The following is a 20,964-nucleotide window of genomic DNA, read 5'->3' as shown; positions in this document are numbered from 1 at the left end:
CGTCGCAAGAGGCAAGACATGCCCACCGCGCTCTACTCCCTCGCGTGCTCGAAGCTCGAAAACATCTCCTTCGTCGGGTTCCGCGGCAAGGAGGAGATATCTCGGCCGTACGAGATCGAGCTGTTCTTCACCGTCCCTGTCGGCACGGCTGTCCAGGATGCGGTCGGCGAGCGGGCCAAGCTCACGATCAGCCGCGGCGAAGACGCGGTCCCGGTCGTGTTCCACGGCGTGATCGCGGGGACGCGGCTGCTCCACCAGACGGCCGAGCGCGCCCTGTACCGGGCGCTGCTCGTCCCCAAGCTCTGGATGCTTCGTCACTTCTGGCGGAGCTTCATCTTCACCGACAAGCAGGTGGACGAGTTCCTGGCCGACACGCTGAAGGCCGGCGGCCTGAGCACGAGTGAATTCCGGTTCTCCGTCATCGGCACGTACCCGAAGGAGGAGTTCGTCGCGCAGTACCGCGAGACCCTCCTCGACTTCTTCCACCGGTGGTGCGAGCGCGAGGGCCTCTACTATTATTTCGAGCAGAGCGACGACAAGCCGAGCGAGGTCCTCGTCATCGCGGACAACCGCGAGCTCCACGACGACTTCCCGGGCGGCGGCCACGTGAGGTACGCGCCGATCCTGGGCGACGACGTCACGGCGCCGCCCGGGCTGCATTCGATGGAGGCCGACGTGCGGTGGCTCCCGAAGACGGTCACCATCGCCGACTACAACTACGCGAACCCGTCGGCTTCCGTGAAGAGCGACAGCGACGTGACCGAGCGCGGCGTCGGGACGATCCGGGAGTATGGCGCTCGCGTGTTCGGCGAGAGCGACGCCAAGCGCATCGCGACGGTGCGGGCCGAATCCATCGGCTGCCGCGAGCGCACGCTCCGCGCGGCGGGCAGCGCTCTCGGGCCGCGGTCAGGCTACCGCTTCACCATCGACGACGGACCGGACGACCTCCCAGACAGCTGGCTCGCCGTGGAGGTGGAGCACGAGGGCTCCCACGCGGGCGTGACGCCCGAGGTGGTCCGCATGACGGGCATCAAGGGCACCGACACGTACAAGATGAAGCTCTTCGCCGTGCCCGCGAGCGCACAGTACCGAGCGCCGCAGTCCACCCCGTGGCCGCGGATCTACGGCTTCGAGAACGGGGCCGTCAGCGGCCCGGCCGACAGCCCTTATGCCCAGATCGACGCCGATGGCCGGTACCTCGTCCGCTTCGAGTTCGACACGAGCGATCTCCCCGACGCGCAGGTGTCGACGCGCGTCCGGATGCTCCAGCCGCACGGCGGAGAGAACGAGGGTTTCCACTTTCCCCTCCGCAAGGGCACCGAGGTGATGGTCGGCTTCCTCGGCGGCGACCCGGACCGGCCGTTCATCGCGGGCGTCGTGCCCAACGCGCACAAGCCGAGCGTCGTCAAGGAGCGCAACCGCACGCAGAACGTGATTCGCACGGGCAGCAACAACCAGATCGTGATGGAGGACGAGCAGGGCAAGGAGTTCATCTTCATCCAGTCCCCCAACAAGAGGACGGGCATCTACCTCGGCCATCCCTCCGGCGATCAATCGAGGATCTTCACCGGGGACGGCGACCAGCCGACGAGCTGGTACTTCACGAACCCCGGCGCCGCGGCGACCGGCGACACGAACGCAGGATCCGACGTCGGCGTGAGCCTCTGGCAGACCACCGACGGCAACTCGGGCCTCTTCGTCGGCGGAGACTCCTGGGTCAACGTCTGGGGAACGCAGAACTGGTTCGTGTACGGCGCCGTATCCCACGGTTACCTGTCGACGTTCACGCTCGACATCGGCGCCGACTCGAACGAGAAGTACCATGCCCGTCGAAATACGGAGATCACCTCCGGCCGGACCGACAAGGTCTTAGCTGGCGGCATGGTGCAGGATATCCACGGCGGGCTGACCCAGACGATCGAGCCTGGAGGGAAGTCGACGGTCACGGGCGGCTGGGAGCACAACGTGACGGCGACGAACACCGACCACTATGGGACGTGGGTGTCCAACATCGACAACAGCTGGACCGCGACCGTCGGTCAGGCCATCTCGGTCACCAGCACGGGCGCGAGCATCGAGATCAAGGCCCCCGCCGGGAACGTCGACGTGAAGGGCCTCGGGGGCCACTGCAACCTCCAGGGCTCGGACAGCATCGAGCTCACGGCGCCCAAGGTGACGGTCAACGGCGTCGACGTGCAGGTGAAGAGCACCAAGTGGTTCGACTGGTATACCCACAAGGGCGCCGCGGGCGTCCTCAAGCTGGACGAAGCGGCGATCTATCAGTCCGCCTATGGCCTGAAGATCGACACCGTCGGGGTCAAGGTCGAGAACGAGTTCTGCAAGAAGATCACGGGCGGGATGTTCCTGCGCGCGTACGCCATGTCGAAGAAGACTGCCCTGTTCGGCATCGCGGACTACGCCATCGGTATCTGGAACGGCGCGTTCAAGAAGGAGTGACTGGCCGGTGAAGGTCTGCAAGCCACTCAAGATCCCGATCCTGACGCGCGTAATCGAGCACCTGCGGAGACCCCAGTTCCACGTCGCCGCGATCATCGGCTTCCCCCTGGACCGCCCGCGGGCGCTCCTCGACGAGCTCGCGTTCTGGCCGGCGGTCACCCCTGATCTCGGGATCGCCGTGCTCGACGAGGGGATCTCCAAGGCTCGCGGGGAGCTGCTCGTCGCCGGACGCTGCTGCACCCCCGGCGGCCGGCCCCTGACCGCGTCGTACGTCCGGGCAAAGGTGGGCGCGATCGACAAGAAGCTCATGGTGATGGGCGATCGCCACCGCCAGTTCGGCTTCGCCACGGAGCCGAAGCCCTTCGCGGAGATGCCCGTCGACTGGGCGCACGCCTACGGCGGCAAGGACTACCCGCGGAACCCCTACGGCATCGGCGCGGAGGACATCGAACGCGACGGCAAGCGCGTGCGACCGCTGCCCAACATCGAGCCGTTCGGCGGCCTCCTCGGCTCGAACAGCGACCAGCCCGAGTCCTTCGCGCCGATGGACATGAGCTTCGCGCCGCGGCGCGCGCGGGCAGGGACGTTCGGGCGCGACTACGTCGAAAAGTACGCGCCGGGCCTGCCCCCCGACCACGACCCCACCGTGTACAACGCCGCGCCCGAGGACCAGTGGATCCCCGGTTTCTGGCGGGGCGACGAGCGCTTCCTGGTGGAGAACATGAACCCGTCGAGCCCCCGGATCGAGGGAGAGCTGCCGGGCCTCGTGGCGCGGGCGTTCGTGACCCATCGAGCGGCGGACGGCGAGCGCTTCGTCGAGATCGGCCTTCGCTGCGACACGGTCTGGCTCTTCCCCACGGCCAGGATCGGCGCCCTGATCCTGCACGGCTGGATGCTCGTCGCCGCCGACGACGCGCGCGACATCGTCCACCTCGTCGTCGCATGTGAGGAGCCCGCCGCGCCCCGGCCGATCGAGCACTACCAGCAGGCCCTCGTGCGCAGGCTCGACAAGGACAAGGGGTCGCTGAACGATCTGAGCGACAGCGACCTCATGCCCACGCGCGCGTCCGGCGTGGTCGCCAACATGGACCTCGGGCCGATAGGCCAGTGGCTGAAGCCGGACCTGATCGCGATGCAGAACGAGCGGCGCGGCGCCGAGCGCCGGCGCCAGGAGCGCGTGGCCGAGTGCGCGGCGCAGGGGATCGATCCTGCGCTGTACGGCCTCGCCGAGCCGCTCCCGACCATCGCGCTCCCGCCGACGGACGACCTCGACGCCATGGCGCAGTACCTCCTCACGATCGAAGCGCAAGTGGCCGAGGAGGAGGAGAAGGCGAAGAAGGCCGCGGAGGACCTGAAGGCGGAGCACCGGGCAGCGATGGGCGCCGCCGGGTTCGACCCGGCCGCGGAGCAAGGCGAGCTCACCGGCGGTCCACCGACCTTCCGCGCGAAGGCGCACCTTCGACAGCAAGCCGAGCTCGCGAGGGTCGCGCGGGCGGCCGGCGAGCCGGACCTCGAGCTCGAGGCGAAGCTCGCGAGCCCCGCGTTTCACGAGGAGCTCCTCCGGCTCGAGGGGCTGACGCGCACCGGGTACCAGCAAACAGCCCACCTCGCGCCCGCGGCTCCGCCGATGACGGAGGAGGCGGTGGAGATCGCGCGCGCGTTGATCCAGGTGGCGCGGGACGCAGGCGAGCCCCTCGCGGACCGCGACCTCACCGGCGCCGATTTCCGCGGGATGGACCTCACCGGCATGGACTTCTCGCGGGCGTTCCTCGAGGGCGCCGATCTGCGCGACGCCGACCTCTCGGGCGCCAGCTTCGAAGGCGCCGTGCTCACCCGGGCCGACCTGCGCGGCGCCAGCCTCAAAGGCACGCGGCTCGTCGGCGCCAACCTCGGCGCCGCGAACCTCGAGAGGGCCTCCTTCGAGGGCGCCGATCTGTCGCAGGCCGTCCTGATGGGCGCGCGCGTGGAGGGCGCGAGCTTCGCCCGCGCCACGCTCACGGGCGCCGACGTGCTCGAGACGAGGTGGATCGGCGTGGACCTCGCGGGAGCACGGCTCGACCAGTGCACCTTCCTCCGGGCCGATTTCACGGGATCGAACGTCACGGCCGCGCACCTCGTGCAGACGACGTTCATCGAGTGCCAGCTCGATCGTGTGGACTTCTCGGGCGCCGATCTCCAGCGCGCCTGCTTCGTCACCTGCAAGGGGGAGGACGCCCGCTTCGTTCGTGCCCGCATGAGCGAGGCGGTGATCGGTCACAAGAGCGAGCTCCCGCGCGCCGACTTCACCGACGCCGTGATGGAGAAGTGCTGCCTGCGGACGACCGCGCTGCCCGGCGCGAAGTTCGTCGCCGCCAGGATGGTGATGGCCGATCTGTCGGAGTGCGACGCCAGCGCGGCCACCTTCGATCGGGCGATCCTGAGCAGCGCGCTGTTGATCCGGGCGCGGCTCGACGGCGCGTCGCTGCGCGGCGTGAACCTGACCGAGGCGATCCTGTCGAAGTCCAGGCTGGCCGGCGCTGATTTCACCGGCGCCCAGCTCACACGCGCGGACTTCAGCCGCGCCATCGGCGACCGCGACACGCGCTTCACCGACGCCGTCGTGAAGTTCACTCGCTTCGATCAAGGGGCAACGAGGCCCGCGCCGTGAACCGTGACCAGCTCATCGACGCCATCCGCCACGGCACGGTGGTCCAGGGGGACATCTCGGGCCTCGACCTCTCGGGCGCCGACATCTCCGGCGGCGTCTTCGACCGCGTGCGCTTCCCCGCGCGGATGGCCGGCGCGCAGCTCAAGGAGGCGAGCCTCAACGAGTGCGACCTGTCCGCGTGCGACCTCTCGGGCAGCGACCTGCACATGGCGACGGTCTTCCGCAGCAAGCTCGACGCCGTCAGCTTCTCGAGCGCGAAGCTGATCTGCGCGACCTTCGTCGAGTCGCCGGCGCCTCGGGCGAGCTTCGCGGGGTGCGAGGCGCCGCTCGCCACCTGGACGAACTGCGTGCTCTCGGGCAGCTCGTTCGAAGGAGCCAACCTCGACCGCGCCAACGTGCTCGAGTGCGGCCTCGACCGCACGGACTTCCGGCGTGCCAACCTCGACCGCGGGACGTACTACAAGCTGGACCTCGCGACGGCGCTGCTCGACGGCGCCAATCTCACGCTCACCACGTTCGTCGAGTCGAGCCTCGGAGCCCGCTCCTTCGCGGGCACGAAGCTCTTCCGAACGCAGTTCATGCGCGGCAGCGTGGCCGGATCGAGCTTCGCCGGGTGCGACGCGACCCAGTGCAACTTCACGGCCGTCGACGTCGGGGGCTGCGACTTCTCGGCGGCCATGCTGACCCAGGCGCTGTTCGGCCAGGCGCGCGGCGCCAAGGTCAAGTTCACGCGCGCGAAGCTCCAGAACGCCATCTTCGAGCGCGCGAACCTGCCCGGCGCGGACTTCGCGGACGTCGACCTGACGGAGGCTTACCTGGCGAAGGGGGCGTTTCCGGGCGCGCGCTTCGTCGGCGCGACGCTCAGCTACGCTGACTTCTCCCATTGCCAGTTGAACGGCGCCGACTTCAGCAGGGCTTCGATGTTTCGCACGAAGCTGCACCGCGCGGCGCGCGACGGCGCCGTCATCCCGGGCGGCGACTGGCTCGGCGACGACGCCGAGGTCGCCGCGCTGGAGGACTGGAAGGCGCGCCCCGGGGCCGATCGGACGGCCCGCTGATCCCGAGGTAACGCATGCACGCGACGAACGTCAAGAGCCAGGAACTGCACGAGATCGCCCCATACGAGGAGCGCCCCTCGCTCGAGCAGCTCGTCGACCTCGACGCGCGCCCGACGCCCGAGCCCCGAGGTGACGCCGGCAGAGCCGGCTTCAGCGCCGACCCGCCGGCGCTCGCCTACGGCACCGCGCTGGACGGCGGCGAGCTCGCCGTCCAGCTCGACGGCGGTCCCCGTCCCGCGCGGCGGGCCAAGAGCTGCCTCGTCTCCGTCACGCCGGGCGACCGGGTCCTGTGCTCGGTCTCCGCCGACGCCGTGTACGTGCTGGCCGTGCTCGAGAGCGCCGGCGCCGGGCCGACCCGCGTGGTCGCGGACGGCTCCCTCGAGCTGCAAGCCGGTGGGGAGATCGCCATCAGCGGCGCCTCGCTCCTCATGCGCGCGAGGTCCGCGAGCGTCATGATCGAGGAGCTGAAGATCCTCGGCCGCTCCGTCGAGGCGAGCTTCGCGGAGAAGGCGACGTTGTTCGCCGAGCGCGTCGAGTCGCGCGCCTCGCGCGTGCTCCAGCGGGCGAAGCAGGCGTTCCGCTTCGTGACCGACATCGAGCAGGCGCGCGTGGGCAACTACGACCTGCGCGCCGAGAACCTCGCCGCGATGCGCGGTGAGAACACCATCGTCTCCGCGCGGGTGCTCGCGAAGCTCGATGGCGAGCAGGTCAAGATTGGTTGAACGGTCCGATGGGATGAATGGAGGACGCGATGCTGGCAAAGACGCAGGCGGGTGGGATGAATTTCGCGTTTCCCGACGTGTGTTTGACCCCGACCCCAGCGGGACCGGTGCCCATCCCCTATCCCAACATCGCGCTCGAGCCGACGAACATCGCCTTCGTGCCGAACGTGCTCATCACCTGCGCGCCCGCTCACAACATGACGACGATCGCGCCGATGACCAACGGTGACAACGCCGGCGTCGCGTTGGGCGTGGCCTCGGGAACGGTGATGGCGCCGCAGCGGAACCTGACCGGGGCCTTCACCGTCATCGTCGGCTGCGCGCCGGTCACCCGGCTCACGAGCCTATCGATGCAGAACAGCACGGACGCGTTCGGCGCCAAGATCGTGCCCAGCGTGACGAACACCATCGTGCTGTCGCCGTGACGTGGGCGCGGCGCCGCGCCTCATCTCCCGGCCCTCGCCTCGAGGTCGGTGCGCGCGCCGGACGGGCCCCGGAACAGGACCCATAGCCGCGGCACAGGGGACGGCGAGGGCGGGGGCACCGCGGGGTCGACGATCGCGGCCGACCCGCCGCAGTACTTGCACGTCACACGGCGCACCCCTTCGGGCGCGTCGAGCGGCGCATGGCAGCGGGGGCACTCGAGCGCGATCACGGCGGCGCCACGGGACGCGCGTGGCCGGTCCCGGTCAACGATGAGCGCGACCACGCCGCGCGGCATCGCGCGCCGGACGAGCGCGGGCATCTCGCCCGAATGGCTCACGCCGCACGTGCACGTGTAGCCGCCGCCGCGCCACCGGGGTTCGACGAGAGCGCCGCACGCGCAGATCGGGTGGCCGGGGCCGGCGACGAGGTTGGCGGGCGTGTCGTCGTCGGGCCGGAGCCGCTCGCCGGGGGCGTCGGCGCGCTCGATGCCGACCTCTTTGAAGGGGTTGAGGGGGGCGATCGGCGGCCGGCCGACCGCGCCGCCCTCGGGGTCGGGGCCAGCCATGTCGGCGACCGCATGCGCGTGCCGGAGCGCGGTGCGCCAGAGCAGGGCGGGGAGCTCCTGCGTGTGGCCACACGTCGGGCACACCGCGCGGCCGTCGTCCGCGAGCGAGGCGAGCGGCACGCGGCTGGAGCAGCCCGCGCACGCCCACGCGAAGGCGACATGGCCCCAGTACGCATCGTCGATGCGCCGCACCACCTCGACAGGTGCGGACGGGTCGTCACGGCACACGCTGCACGCCTTGTGGCGCGTCGGCACGACGCGCCCGCACCGGGGGCAGATGCGCAGCGCATTCGCGGCGACGTTCGGCGTCGGATCGCCGGGCCCGAGCGCCAGCTCCGCGATGGCCGCCTCCGCGATCCCCGCCTCCTCCGCGATATCCGCTGGCGGGACCGGCCGGCCGCAGTTGCGGCACAGCAGCGCCCCCCCGCTGTATCGGGTCTTGCAAAACGGGCACGTGGCCATGCGGCGAGTGTACACGAACGGTTCTGCGTGGGCCGCGACGCCGCGAGCGCGCGTCCGGCCGGACACGGTCGCCGCCCTGAAGTGCGGGACGAACACGGACACGATCCGTACGCAGAGGCGCTGGCGAAGGTGCGCACGCTGCGCGAGGTCCACGGCGTGCTCGAATCCGCTCCCGGAGATCGCTGGCGGGACCGCTGGTACGCGGAGCTAGAGCGACAAACGGGTTGAAACCACGAGAAAAAGCAGGAATTTCACAGGGAGACGGGGAGGCGGGGAGCGAGAGACGGCAAGAGAAAGAAATTCATTCTTTCTTCCTCCCCGCCTCCTCGCCTCCCTGTGAAAATTCTCCGGGTTTCAACGTGCTCGGTGTTCTAGGACGGCCCGGCAGGGCCCACGAGCGCGCGGCAGCGCGCGTCGTCGAGCACGGGGCGCACGCCGCGGTTCGACGGAAAGAGCGCGTTGAGGCGCGCTGTGACCGCTGGATCGCCCGTGAAGACGTCGATCTGCCGTCCGACGACCTTGATACCGCGATCCTCGGCGACGAAGCACCCGTCGTGTCGGCCCCCACCGGGGAGCGGCAGCCCGACGAGCTCGGGCACGAAGAGGGACGTGCCGAGCGGAATGACGCTCGAGTCGACAGCGACCGTGCGCAGCGGCGTGATCGGGCGCCCGGTCGCGCCGCGGCCATACGGGAACCGCCGCGGATCGAGCCGCTCGAAGCAGACCTGCTGGCCAGTGCGCGGGCAGACATCGGCGCACGCGCAGCCGCGTCGCGCGAAGCTCACCGTGTCACCCGAAGCGAGCCGGCCGCTGCCCTGGACGCAGACCTGGTCGTGGAACGCGCGCGGGACGCTCGAGAGCGGCGCGCAGGCGGCGTCGTAGAGGACCGCATCCTTCGGCCCTCCGCCCTCGCTCGGGAAGTCGTAGTAGGTGTTCCGGAACATCCCGGGCGCGAGCCCCGGCGCCGCCTTTGGCGCCGCGCGCGCGGGCCGGCCGTGCTCGCGCACGAGGATCACGGGGTCGCCCTGCGCCGGGGCCGCGCCCGCGGCGCCGCCCAGATCGGCCTGCGCCGCGCCGCGCGCCTCGCCCGGCGCGCCGTCGACAGCGGCGCTGGCGCGCCGGTCGCGATCGCCGTCGTCCGGGGAGGGCTCGTGGAGCCAGCCGCCGCCTCCGCGCGCGATCTGCGGCTCGCTCGAGCCGTCGTGGACCCAGTCCGCGCCCCCCTTGGTCGCGCACCCCGCGGGGAGCGCGAGCAGGAGCGCATGGATCCCGCCGAGGACGAGCGCTCGCGCGCGTGCCGCGCTCGTCAAAAGGCGCCTCCGAGCCGGGCGAGCTCCCGGATCGCCGCGGCGGCGACGTCGGCGCGCGCCCAGAACGCGGCGGGTGAGCCGGCGCTCTCGGGCGCAGCGCCGGCCGCGATCACCACGGGCGCGGAGTCGCCCGCGCCCGGCTGGCCAAGGCGGCTCGCGACGAGCCGCAGCGGCTCGACCACCAGCGCGAACGCGATGTCCGAGCCGAGCGGCGCCAGCGCGGTCTTCATGGACGGGACCTCGCCGAGGCGCTCTCCCTGGAGCGCGCCGACCACGCTGCGGAGCCCCGCGCCCGGATCGTTGCCGACGGACGCGAAGAGGCCGTCGTCGCGGACCAGGTAGAGCAGCTCGATCGACGACGGCGGAAGCGACGCTCCCTGCGCGGCGGGCCCGCCCTTTCCGCCCTGCGGCCCCTTCCGCGCCGGCGCCCCTCCCGCGCCAGCGGGCGCGCTCGCCCCGGCGGTCCGCTCGAACCGCACCCGCCGGACGTCGCCGTCGAGCAGCGGAAGCGCCGCCTTGCCCGCGGAGACCCGGAGCCCCTCGCGCTGCAGCGCAGCCTTGAACGGCGGGAGCTCCGCGGTCCCGAGGAGATCCTGGATGGAGGCCTCGAGCTTGGCCCGGTCGCCCACGGCGGCGCGCACGAACGCCGTGGGACCCGCGCCGTCGAAGCGGAGCCCGCCGGCGAACCAGTCGCCGCGCGCGTCCGACGCCGCGCGGATCGCGGCGGCGACCCGCTCCCGCTCCGCGGCCGGGAGGTCGCCCTCGACGAGCCCAGCGAGGGCGTCGACGAGCCTGGGCACGTTCTCGGCGCGCGTCGCGGCCCGATCGCGGACGAGGATCCCGACGAGCGCGTCGGCGGGCAGATCGAGCAGCGGCTTCACGTCGCCGACGGCGAGATCGGCCGACGCCTTCGACGCCGGGCCGCCCCCTGCCTTCGGCGTTCCGGAGACGCGCAGGTGCGCGTTCTCGTCCAGCACCAGCGTGAGGCGCGCTCGCTCGAGATCGCCGAGCATCGCGAGCGCGCCCTCGATCATCGGACCGAGCGGCACCGCGGTGGCGCGCGGCGCGCCGTCGGGCCCGCGCGCCTTGTCCCAGGCGCTCCGAGCCGCCTTGAGCACCGGGCCCTCGAGCGCGGCCCTCGGGAGCTCGACCGCGAGATCCTCCTTCGGCACCTGCGCTTGCGGCATCGTCCGCGCGACGTAGGGGCCCAGGGAGATCAGGTCGCCCGGCGTCTCCGCGACGAGCAGGTAGTTGCCGAGGACGCCGAGGGCCACCGGGCTCGCGCCCTGGAGCTGGAGCGGCTCGAGCAGCGCGATCGCGGTCGCCGCGTCGGGCTTCGCGCGGAAGCGCGCCCCCTCGCCTCGCGTGAGCTGGTCGATGAAGCGTCCCCCGTCCTTCACGTGGATGCCGAGCGCGGCCCGCGGGCGCGCCCCGTCCGCGGCCTCCACGGCCGCGCCGAGCACCGGCACCCCGCCGTCGATCTCGGACGCGACGGTGATGGGCAAGCCGAGCAGCGACGCCGCGAGGGCGCCGGCGCTGCTCGGGAGGAGCGCCGCCGAGCCGCCGATGAGGGCGCGCGCCTTGGCCCACGTGGCGTCCGGCGTCGGGAGGAACGCCTCGGCGATGAGCCCCGCCGGCGCGGGCACGGGGCTCAGGGCCGCGGCGCCGGCGTCGGACGGCGCGCCAGGCGATTTGCAGCCCAGCGCGCCCGCGCTCAGGCCGAGGACGATGGCCAGGAGCGCCGCAGCGCCGCGGCGCACGGCAGAGGTCGATCGCGCGATCACGACCCGAACGGTAGCGCCTTCCCGCCGCGATCGACCACGAACCTGCAAAATCGCCGCGCGCAGCGCGGCAGCTGCTCCATCACTTCTGCGCTGGTCCCAGGCGGCCTCAGCGGAAAGCTGCGGAGCAGGCGCACCGCTGCGGTAAGCTCCAGTCGATGCCTCGCCCCGGCTACGACAGCGTGGTGCTCATCACCGGCTTCCCCAAGTTCATCGCGCGGAAGATGCTGCAGCACATCCTCGCGTCGGAGCCGCGCACGCTCGTGGTTGCCGTCGTGATCGCGAAGTCGTCGGCGCAGGCCAGCGCGGAGCGGGACGCGCTCCCGGCGGCGGACCGCGAGCGCCTCGTGCTGCTCGAGGGGGACGTCGCGGCGATGGATCTCGGGCTGTCGGGCGCCGAGTTCCGGCAGCTGGCCCGCGAGGTCGACCGGATCCATCACCTCGCGCACGTGGGCCACGCCGGGGCCGACCGGAGCACCGCCCACGCCGTGAACGTCGTCGGGACGGCCGAGGTGATCGAGCTCGCCCGCGCCTGCACCTCGCTCCGGTGCCTCGTCCATCAATCGACCGCGTTCGTCGCGGGGGACCGGACGGGGATGGTGTACGAGGACGATCTCGAGGCCGGCCAGGCGTTCCGCAACCCCGTGGAGGAGACGCGGATGCGCGCGGAGGTGCTCGTGCGGCGGGCGATGCGCCACGTGCCGGCGGCGGTCGTCCGGCCGACCACGGTGGTGGGCGACGCGACGACCGGGGAGATCGACCGGCTCGACGGCCTGTACCTCCTGGTGCTGCTCATCATGGCAGCGCCGGCCGACATGGCGATCCCGATGCCCGGCCGCGGCGACGTGCCGCTCAACATCGTCCCGATCGATCACGTCGTCCGCGCGACGCACGCGATCGGCCTGAACCGCCTCGCGCCGGGTCGCACGCTCCACGTCACCGATCCGCACCCGCTGTCGGCGCGGCGGGTCTTCGATCTCATCGCGCGGGCGAGCGGCCGCCGCGCCGCGCGCGGTCACATCCCGTCGAACCTCGCCAAGGCGCTGCTCCGTACGCCCGGGATCGAGCGCTTCGTCCGCAGCCCGCGCGCGTTCGTCGAGCAGCTGATGACCCCGGTCCGCTACGACGCCCGGAACGCAGATCTCGTGCTCACGGCCGCGGGGATCGCGTGCCCGCCCTTCGAGTCGTACGTCGACGTGCTCGTCGGCGCCGTCCAGGAGCGCGTCCGCGAGCGGCGCGAGCGCCAGGAGATCGAGGTCAGCGCGGACGCCGAGCCCGACATCGAGGATCCGCTGTCGTGAGGGGCGCAGCCCGCCCCGCAGCCCGCGCGGAGATCCCGGAGCGCCGCACGGCGTCCTGCAGCGCCCCGCGGCGGCGAGCGCCGGCGCGGCCCCTCTCCGCCGCGTCGCGGCGCGCCCTCGCGGCGCTGCTCGCGGCGCTGCTCGTGGCCGAGGCGCTCGGCTGCAGCGCGACGCGCGAGCACGTCGCGCCGCCCGCGCCCGAGGTGGGATCCGCGCCGCCCGCGCCTTCGCCCCCGCCGCGCCCCGCAGAGACCCCCGCCCCGGAGACAGCCGCGCCGAGCCCCGCGGAGGCCGCGCCGGCGCGCCCGCCAGAGCTGGATCTGCTGCGCCCCGAGGACGGGGCTTACGCCCACTTCTTCGCGGCGCTCCGCGCGCTCGAGCAGGGTCGCCGCCGGGATCACGTGCGCATCGCCTGGCTCGGCGACTCGCACGCCGCGGCGGACTTCTGGAGCGGCGCGGTCCGCGCCGCGCTGCAGCGGCGCTTCGGCGACGGCGGGCTCGGCTTCGTGCACCTCGGCTATGCCGCCTACCGCCACAACGGCGCGCGGCTCACGGCCGACGGCAAGTGGCGGACCCGCCCGAAATCTCCGGGCGGCTCCACGCCGGCCGACGACGGCGTCTTCGGGCTCGGGGGCATCCTCTTCGGCGCGCAGACGGCCCCGGTGCGCGCGGAGATCTCGCTCACCTCGGCGGCGCCTTCTGCGCGGCTGCTCTGGGACGTGTGCTTCCGCCCGAGCGCGCCGACCGACGAGGTCGCGGTGACGATCGAGGGCGGCCCGAGCGAGGTGCTCCGCGCGGCCGCGGGCGAGGCGCCCGGGGCGCTGCAGCACACGCGGCTGGCGAGCGTGGGCGCGGTGAAGCTCGGCGTCACGCCCTCGGGCGGGGCCGAGCTCTGCGGGCTGGTCGTCGAGCGCGATCCCGAGGCCGGGGCCGGGGTGGTGCTCGATACGCTCGGCATCAACGGCGCCCGCCTGGGGACGCCGCTCCGGTGGAGCGAGCTCGCCTGGGCCGCCGAGCTCGCGCGGCGCTCGCCGGAGCTCGTCGTGTTCGGGTACGGCACGAACGAGGCGGGCGACGTCACCACGGATCCGTCCCTCTACGCGAAGCAGCTCGCCGAGCTGCTCGCCCGCGCCCGCAGGGTCGAGCCCGACGTCGACTGCCTGGTGCTCGCGCCGACGGACCGGAGGGACACGCCGGAGCGCACGCCCGTCGTCCGAGACGTCCTGCGCGACGCGGCGCGGGAGGGCGGCTGCGCGTTCTGGGACACGTACCAGGCGATGGGCGGGAGGGGCTCGATCGAGGCCTGGTACCGCGAGCGCCCGCCGCGCGCGTCGCGCGACGGCGTCCACCTGACCTTCCGCGGCTACCAGGAGCTCGGCGTGAAGCTCTCGAACGACATCCTGGAGCGCTATCGCCCCTGACGAGCGTCGCCGGCTTTGGGGTCGGTTCGACGCCGACGGCTGGCGGCCGGCCCGGTGGCCTTGCTCGTGCTTTCCGCTGTCGTTGCTCGATCGGCGTGAAGGCTTCTCACGCGCGATGGGCGAAGGGGGCACATGCTTCATGCCGGGGACGTTGCAGGAGGTCGCTTCCGGCTGATCCGGCAGATCGGCGCGGGTGGGATGTCGAGCGTGTGGTGGGCGCGCCATGAGCTCATCGGCCGGGACGTGGCGCTCAAGCTGTCCCCGGCGCTCCGGGACGAGCAGGTCGTCGGGCGCTTCATCCGGGAGGCGAAGATCATCGGCAAGTTCCAGCACCGGAACATCGTCGGCGTCGTCGACGCCGGCGAGCTCCAGGACGAGGGCTACCTGTTCCTGGCCCTGGAGCTCCTGCGGGGCTCGCCGTTCGCTGACCGCCTCCAGCCGAACCGGCCGCTGCCGCCCGAGGAGGTGGTGCCCGTCCTCATCGAGGTGTGCTGCGGGCTCTCGGCCGCCCACGCCGAGGGCGTCGTGCACCGCGACATCAAGCCGGAGAACATCATGATGGCGACGGTCCCCGGCGAGGGGATCGTGCCGAAGATCGTCGACTTCGGCATCAGCCAGCTCACGGGCGCGGGCGACGCCATCACCATCGACGGACAGCTGCTCGGAACGCCCTCGTACATGAGCCCGGAGCAGGCGCTCGGCAAGCGCACCATCGACGCGCGCGCCGATCTCTGGGCGGTCGGCGTCATGCTCTACGAGGCGCTCAGCGGCGCGCAGCCGTTCACGGGAGGCAACCACCACGCGGTCCTCCGGCGCATCCTCGAGACCGAGCCCGCGCCGCTGCCGAGCTCGATCCCGCCGCGCCTCCGGAAGATCACCGGCCGGTGTCTCGAGAAGGACCCGGCGCGGCGCTACCCGGACGCGGCCTCGCTGCGCGCGGATCTCCAGGCCGCGCTCGACGATCTCGGCGCGAGCGCGCCCGCGCCGATCGTGATCCTCTCGCCGCCGGCCTCTGGCTCGCGGCCCGGGGAGGTGACGCGAGCCCGCGGCGCGCTCGCCGCGCCCCCGAGGCTCGCCGTTCGCGCCCTCGAGCGGCTCTGGACCCGGGCGCCACGGGCGCCTCGATGGCGGGAGGCGACGACGATCGGGCGCACGCAGGGGGCCGCCGCCCCGCAGGGCGCGGCGCGCCGCGCGAGGACGATCCTGGCGATCCGGCTCGCGGGCGCCGCGGCGCTCGCGGCGGCGCTCAGCTCGGCCGCGCTGCGGGAGCAGGCGGACGCGGGGCCCGAGAGCGCGGCGCGCGAGAGCCTCCGCCCCGTGCTGGCCACGGCCTTCGCCGGCAGCGGCGCCGCCTGGCGGCGCGGCGCCAGCGCGCCCGAGGCGACGAGCGGCGACGCACCGCCACGGAACGCGGCGAGCCGCGGCGGCGCGCCGGGCTCGCCCGAGCGCGCCTCGAGGGACCCGGGCAGCGACGACGTCTCGTCGGCCTACGAGGACAAGCCCCCGCGCTGGCAAGCGCCGCGCGGGCCATCTCGACCCCGCATCACGAGCCCCGGGTTCTGATGACCAGCGCCGCACCGATCACCGCTCCTCGCCGACGCCGCTGGCGGCGCGCCGCTGCGCTCGGGCTCGTCTGCTGGGCGCTGCTCTCGCCCTCCTGGCTGCACGCGCAGGACGACAGCGCGACGCGCGCGCTGAGGCTCCAGTTCGCGCAGGGGCTGACGCTCGAGATCGCGGGGCGCTGGGCCGACGCGCTGGACAGGTTCGAGGCGATCGCCCGCCGGCGGCCGACGGCGAACGTGACGTACCACATCGGCCTCTGTCACGAGCGGCTCGGCCGGCTGCGCACGGCCGAGCGGACGTACCTCAACGCGCGCGCGATCGCGGACGCGGACGCGGACGCGCGGAAGGCGTCGCCGGGGGTGCTCGCCGAGATCGACGCGCGCCTCGAGGACCTCGAGGGACGGATGCCGAGGATCGTGCTGAACCTCGCCGGCGCGACCGACGGCGTGACCCTGCTGCTCGACGGCGAGGTGACGAAGCCGTCGCGGGCAATCCGGGTCGATCCGGGCCCCCACGTCGCCGTGGCGCTCCGGCACGGGATCCCCGTCGCCGCGAGCGCCTTCTCGAGCCACGAGCGCCGAACCAGGTTCGTGACGCTGACCGTTCACCCCGGTGCGCTCCGCGTGTCCAGCGTGTCGCGCCCCTGAGCTCGCCGAGCCGGCGCCCCACACCGAGCTCCCCACACCCCAGCACCTGTGTGCGAGCTGAGGGGGCCCGCGCCCCTCGCTCCGGACATGATCGCGCAGCGGTGGCGCGCCTTCGCGGAGCGCCCTCGCCGCGCGGCCTGCGGCTCGTCGCGGACGTGTGCCCGGCCGCGCGCGCAGCGCCCACACGCGGGCGAGATCTCGCGAGCACGTGGCATTTCGCCGCACGCGCGGCGCTGGCCCGACCGTCCAGCGCCCGCTTGGATCCCACGCGAGGCCCGCCTGACAGGGCGCTCCGGACACGCCCAAACTCGCCGAGTCGTCGGCCGTGAACGCTGGATCCAGCTTCTGACGTCCTGATAGCATGCGAATCCCATGGCGCTCGACAGGCCGCCCGGTGCGGGCTCTGCTTCGCGACTCGGCAACTATGAGCTGCTGAGAGAGCTCTCCGGCGGTGGCATCGGCTCCACGTGGCTGGCGCGAGCGTCCTCCGACGAGGGCGAGGCGAAGAGCGCGCCGCCCGTCACCATCCTGCGCATCTACCGGCACCTCACGAAGAAGGCCGAGACCGCCGACAGCATCCTCCGCGAAGCCGGGATGGCGCAGCAGGTCCGCTTCTCCAACGTGCTCTCGGTGCTCGACGCCCGCATCGCCGACGGCGAGGTCTTCATCGTCTCGGAGTACGTGGAGGGCGAGCCGCTGGGCGCCCTGGTGCCTTTGGCCGGCGCCGAGGGGCTGCCGCCGCCGGTGTCCCTCCGGATCGCGATCGACGTGCTGCGCGCGCTCGCGTCCGCGCACACGGCGCAGCCGGCGCCGCTCGTTCACGGCGAGCTGAACCCGACCCACGTCTCCGTCGGCATCGACGGCGTTACCCGGGTCGGCGGGCTCGGCGTCGCGCGGGCCATCGCCGGGCTCGCGCCCATGGGGACGAGGAACCCCGATCGGCTGGCCTATGCCGCGCCCGAGCGGGTCAAGGCGATGGCAGCGCACGCGGAAGCCCCGCTCGATCCGCGCGCGGATCTCTTCTCGGTCGGCGTGGTCCTCTGGGAGCTGCTCGCGCGGCAGCGGCTGTTCTCGTCGAAGCTCGAGGCCGCGGTCATCCAGAAGGTGCAGTCGGCGCCGATCCCGCAGCTCGCTGGGCTCGCCGGGGGCGCCGTCCCGGCCGAGGTCGTCGATGTCGTCCAGACGGCGCTCGAGCGCGATCCGGCGCGCCGCTTCGAGAGCGCCTCGGCGATGCTCGCGGCGCTGGAGGCCGCGGGAGCAGGGCGGATCGCCGGGGAGGTGGACGTGGCCGCGGCGGTGAGCAGGCTGGCCGGCAAGACGATCGAGCCGCGCAGGACGATGATCGCGGCGGCCATGGCGAGCCCCGCTGGCGCGGACGAGCCGCGGCCGCCGCCGCGCGCGCGGGGGATGACGCTTGTGGGCGTGGCGATGCCCGCGGCCGACGGCGCGCTCTCCCCCCGCGTCGACAGCCCGCGTCAGGCGATCACCGCGCCGTCGCCGCGCGCGCGCGGCGCGACGCCTGGCGCGCCGCCGGTGGCCGCGGGCGGCGCGAGCGCCGCGAGCCAGGTGCGCCCGACAAGCGGCGCGACGGCGACGAAGGACGCCGCCGCGCCGAAGAACGGCCTGGCGGCCAAGCCAGCGGCCGGCGCAGGCGCGTCGAACGGCGCAGGACCTGCGGGCGCCGATGCGGCACACGCCAGCGTCGACACCGGGTGGGGCTCGGTGGACGAGGTCCCCGCCCGCGACCTGCCCGGGCCGCGGCGTCCCGCACAGACCCTTCCGCGGATCGAGGTGTCGGGCCAGGGGACGGAGGACCGCGCCGCCGCCGGGGCGAGCACCGAGCGCGCCGCAGCGACGGGGGCGGCCACGGCGAAGGAGCAGCCGCCCGCGCGGCCGGCCGCGCCGCGCCCGGGCGATCTGGGCGACCCCGTCGGGGCGGCGCGGGCGACGCCGACGCCGGCCGAAGGGACGGCGCCGAAGCCGCCGACGCCGGCCCTGGGAGGGCCGTCCCCGAGGCCACCTCGCCCGCCGCCGCCGGCTCGCGCGGCGTCGCCGGCGCAGCCCGAGACGCACGGCAAGGTCGCCTCTGCAGCGCCTGCCGCCGTCGTGCCGGCGTTCGCGCCGAGCCCTCCGACGCCTCGGGTACCTGTGCCGCCGCCGGCCGCTGCGACGCGCCGCACGCCCGTGGTGCCCGCCGTGACGCCAGCGCCACGCGCGGCCGCCACGCCCGCGCCGCCGCTGGCGACGGCCACGAGCCGCGCGCCGGTGACACCGTCGGCGCCCCTCCCGCCCGCTGCGCCCGCGCCGGCCGCGTCGGCTGCGCCCTCTCAGCCGCTGCCCCCCGTCGCGCCCGCGTCGGCCACCGCGCCTGTCATCCCTGTCGCAGCGAAGACCCCGCCGCCCCCGCCGGCGGCGGCCGCGCCTCCGGGCGGGGCGCCTGCGGTGGCTGCGACGCAGGAGGGCGCGCGCGGCAACGGTCCGGCATCGACCTCCAGCAGGACGGTCGCCACGCCGACCGGGATGCAGGGCCCGAACAAGCTCTGGGGTCGCGCGGCGTCGGCCGTGGACCAGCTGGGCCCGGGGAGCACCCTCGGCCGCTACGAGATCCTCATGCCGGTCGCCAAGGGCGGCATGGCGGCCGTCTGGGCCGCGCGCCTCCAGGGCACCCGCGGCTTCAGGAAGATCGTCGCCATCAAGACGATGCTTCCCGACGTCTCCGACGACCCCGACTTCGAGTCGATGTTCCTCGACGAGGCGCGGGTCGCGGCGCGGATCCGGCACCCCAACGTGGTCGAGATCCTCGACCTCGGCGAGGAGGACGACGTCCTCTACATCGTGATGGAGTGGGTCGACGGCGAGACGGCCGGCACGCTGCAGAAGGCCGCGAAGCGGCTCGGGGGCATCCCGCAGCGGATCGTGCTCCGCATCGCCTCGCAGATCTGCGCGGGGCTCCACAACGCGCACGAGCTCCGCGACGACAGCGGCGTGCTGCTCGACCTCGTCCACCGGGACATCTCGCCGGCGAACGTGCTCATCTCGACCGCCGGGTTCGTGAAGATCGTCGACTTCGGCGTGGCGAAGTCGAAGGGGCGCCTGCACGTCACGCGCGCTGGCGGCATCGTCAAGGGGAAGACGCCGTACCTCTCGCCGGAGCAGCTCGGCGGGCTCCCCATCGATCGCCGGAGCGACATCTTCTCGCTCGGCGCGCTGCTGTACGTGCTCACGACGGGGCTGCACCCCTTCCGCGCCGAGACCGAGCTCGCGACCATCGAGAACATCACCATCAAGAACCCGCTCCCCCCGCGCGAGCTGAACGGAGCGATCCACCCCGAGCTCGACAGGATCATCCTCAAGGCGCTCGAGAAGGACCCCGAGAGCCGCTTCTCGACGTGCGCGGAGATGCAGCGGGCCATCGATCAGGTCGCGTCGACGCTCGGCGAGCCCACGACCGACGAGGACGTGGCGGCCTTCGTGCGGCAGGCGATCGGCGAGATCCAGTCGAAGCGCGCGCAGGAGCTCCGCGACGCGATCGCGGCCGTCGACGCAGGCTCGGCCGTGAACTCGGAGCGCCGGCCCGGCGCCTCGCTGGAGGGCCACGCTGCGCTGGCCGACGTCGGCGCGGGCTCACGCGAGGGCGCTCCCGCCGCCGCGGCGGGGTCTCCCCCTGCGGCAGCGGCGCCGGCCCGCGCCGTCCCGGCGTCCAGCGGAGGGGCCGCGTCACCGACCGCGGAGAAGGACGAGGAGCCGCCGGTCAGCCTGGAGCCGATCTCGTTCGAAGAGATCGCCGTGCCGGCGCAGCCTGCCGGGGTGCCGCCGCGGCTCATCATCGCGCCCGCCCTGCAGGCCGACGTCGCGCCCGGCGAGCCGGCCGAGCCGGTGAGCCCGCGGCCCGCCGCCCGCGAGGGCAAGCCGCTCGGCCCGTCCGCCAAGCGGATCCTCCCGGCGGCCGGCGTGCCCGCCACGAAGGTGCTCGCGCCGGCGGATCCGCCCGCGTCCCGGGCCGCGGCGCTCAGCGAACGCCTCGCGAGGGGCGGCTCGCGGAGCCTCGCCAACGACGTCGGCGAGGTCACGGCGGTCGACCGATCGTTCGAGACCGGGGAGCGGCGCAAGCGGCTCCAGCTGATCGTGGCTGGCGCGGCGATGTTCTGCGTGGCGCTCGGGGCCGTCGCGCTGGTCGTGCGCGGCGGCGACGAGCGCTCGCGTCCGGAGATCGGCAAGGCGCGCGTCGATGCGTTGCCCGCGGCCGCGGCGGCCGACACCACCGCGGCTGCGGCGGAGGCCGTCCCGGCTGCGCCCGTTTCGCCGGCGGAGCCTCAGGCGGCGGAGCCGGCGTCGCCGCCCGCTCCCGAGGCGTCGGCGACGCCTCCCGAGGCGGCCACGGCGCCCTCACCGACGCCTCCCGCGGCGGAGCCGGCGCCTTCCCAGACGGCCAAGGCGCCCGCGGCAGCGACGGCGCAGCCCGTCGCCGCGCCGCAGGCGTCGCCCCCACCGTCGACCACGCGCCCCCGGACGACGTCCACGCCGGCGAAGCCTGCGCCCAAGCCGGCAACGACCGGCAAACCCACCCCCAAGAAGAAGTACAACCCATCGGGTATCTGAACATC

The 20,964-nt window shown here is 73.6% G+C and carries 13 protein-coding genes; 10 read left to right on the top strand and 3 right to left on the bottom strand.

Annotated elements, in window-relative coordinates:
- Positions 1-18: 18 nt before the first annotated feature.
- Genes WMF46_RS04670 through WMF46_RS04650 form a run of 5 tightly spaced genes read left to right on the top strand, consistent with a single transcriptional unit; the run spans position 19 to position 7,309 of the window.
- Positions 19-2,457, top strand: a complete 2,439-nt coding sequence (locus WMF46_RS04670; protein ID WP_437984487.1) for a type VI secretion system Vgr family protein — start codon at positions 19-21, stop codon at positions 2,455-2,457.
- Positions 2,458-2,464: 7 nt separating this feature from the next.
- Positions 2,465-5,104: a DUF2169 family type VI secretion system accessory protein gene (locus WMF46_RS04665; protein ID WP_437984486.1), complete on the top strand. Its 2,640-nt coding sequence runs from the start codon at positions 2,465-2,467 to the stop codon at positions 5,102-5,104.
- Complete coding sequence (locus WMF46_RS04660; protein ID WP_437984485.1) at positions 5,101-6,162, top strand: pentapeptide repeat-containing protein; 1,062 nt, start codon at positions 5,101-5,103, stop codon at positions 6,160-6,162. Before WMF46_RS04665 ends, WMF46_RS04660 begins: the two co-directional genes overlap by 4 nt.
- A 14-nt stretch (positions 6,163-6,176) precedes the next feature.
- Entirely contained in the window at positions 6,177-6,884 is a 708-nt protein-coding gene (locus WMF46_RS04655) for a DUF3540 domain-containing protein (protein WP_437984484.1), read from the top strand.
- A gap of 29 nt (positions 6,885-6,913) precedes the next feature.
- The gene (locus WMF46_RS04650) at positions 6,914-7,309 is read left to right on the top strand and encodes a DUF4150 domain-containing protein (RefSeq protein WP_437555306.1); all 396 of its coding nucleotides are present in this window, start codon (positions 6,914-6,916) and stop codon (positions 7,307-7,309) included.
- A 20-nt stretch (positions 7,310-7,329) separates the two neighbouring features.
- Here WMF46_RS04650 and WMF46_RS04645 read toward each other — a convergent pair whose 3' ends face one another.
- The 3 genes from WMF46_RS04645 to WMF46_RS04635 form a co-directional block, all read right to left on the bottom strand.
- Positions 7,330-8,337 (bottom strand): double zinc ribbon domain-containing protein, encoded by a 1,008-nt coding sequence (locus WMF46_RS04645; RefSeq protein WP_437984483.1) that lies wholly within the window; start codon positions 8,335-8,337, stop codon positions 7,330-7,332.
- A gap of 371 nt (positions 8,338-8,708) precedes the next feature.
- Complete coding sequence (locus WMF46_RS04640) at positions 8,709-9,647, bottom strand: 3D domain-containing protein (protein ID WP_437984482.1); 939 nt, start codon at positions 9,645-9,647, stop codon at positions 8,709-8,711.
- The gene (locus WMF46_RS04635; protein WP_437984481.1) at positions 9,644-11,431 is read right to left on the bottom strand and encodes a hypothetical protein; all 1,788 of its coding nucleotides are present in this window, start codon (positions 11,429-11,431) and stop codon (positions 9,644-9,646) included. Before WMF46_RS04635 ends, WMF46_RS04640 begins: the two co-directional genes overlap by 4 nt.
- Positions 11,432-11,586: 155 nt before the next feature.
- On the opposite strand from WMF46_RS04635, the gene WMF46_RS04630 reads away from it, so the two are divergent.
- From WMF46_RS04630 to WMF46_RS04610, 5 genes are all read left to right on the top strand, one after another.
- Positions 11,587-12,729, top strand: a complete 1,143-nt coding sequence (locus tag WMF46_RS04630) for an SDR family oxidoreductase (protein WP_437984480.1) — start codon at positions 11,587-11,589, stop codon at positions 12,727-12,729.
- Complete coding sequence (locus WMF46_RS04625) at positions 12,726-14,150, top strand: GDSL-type esterase/lipase family protein (RefSeq protein WP_437984479.1); 1,425 nt, start codon at positions 12,726-12,728, stop codon at positions 14,148-14,150. The genes WMF46_RS04630 and WMF46_RS04625 overlap by 4 nt, the downstream gene beginning before the upstream one ends.
- A 132-nt stretch (positions 14,151-14,282) precedes the next feature.
- Positions 14,283-15,713 carry a serine/threonine-protein kinase gene (locus tag WMF46_RS04620; RefSeq protein WP_437984478.1) on the top strand — a complete coding sequence of 477 codons (1,431 nt, stop codon included), beginning with the start codon at positions 14,283-14,285 and terminating at the stop codon, positions 15,711-15,713.
- A complete protein-coding gene (locus WMF46_RS04615; protein WP_437984477.1) occupies positions 15,713-16,360 on the top strand; it encodes a tetratricopeptide repeat protein in 648 nt (215 codons plus the stop codon). The genes WMF46_RS04620 and WMF46_RS04615 overlap by 1 nt, the downstream gene beginning before the upstream one ends.
- Positions 16,361-16,732: 372 nt before the next feature.
- Positions 16,733-20,959: a protein kinase domain-containing protein gene (locus WMF46_RS04610; RefSeq protein WP_437984476.1), complete on the top strand. Its 4,227-nt coding sequence runs from the start codon at positions 16,733-16,735 to the stop codon at positions 20,957-20,959.
- Positions 20,960-20,964: the final 5 nt, after the last annotated feature.

It is taken from the genome of Sorangium sp. So ce117, assembly GCF_051524395.1.
GTDB lineage: Bacteria > Myxococcota_A > Polyangia > Polyangiales > Polyangiaceae > Sorangium > Sorangium cellulosum_B.
This window is presented reverse-complemented; position numbering and strand designations above follow the sequence as displayed.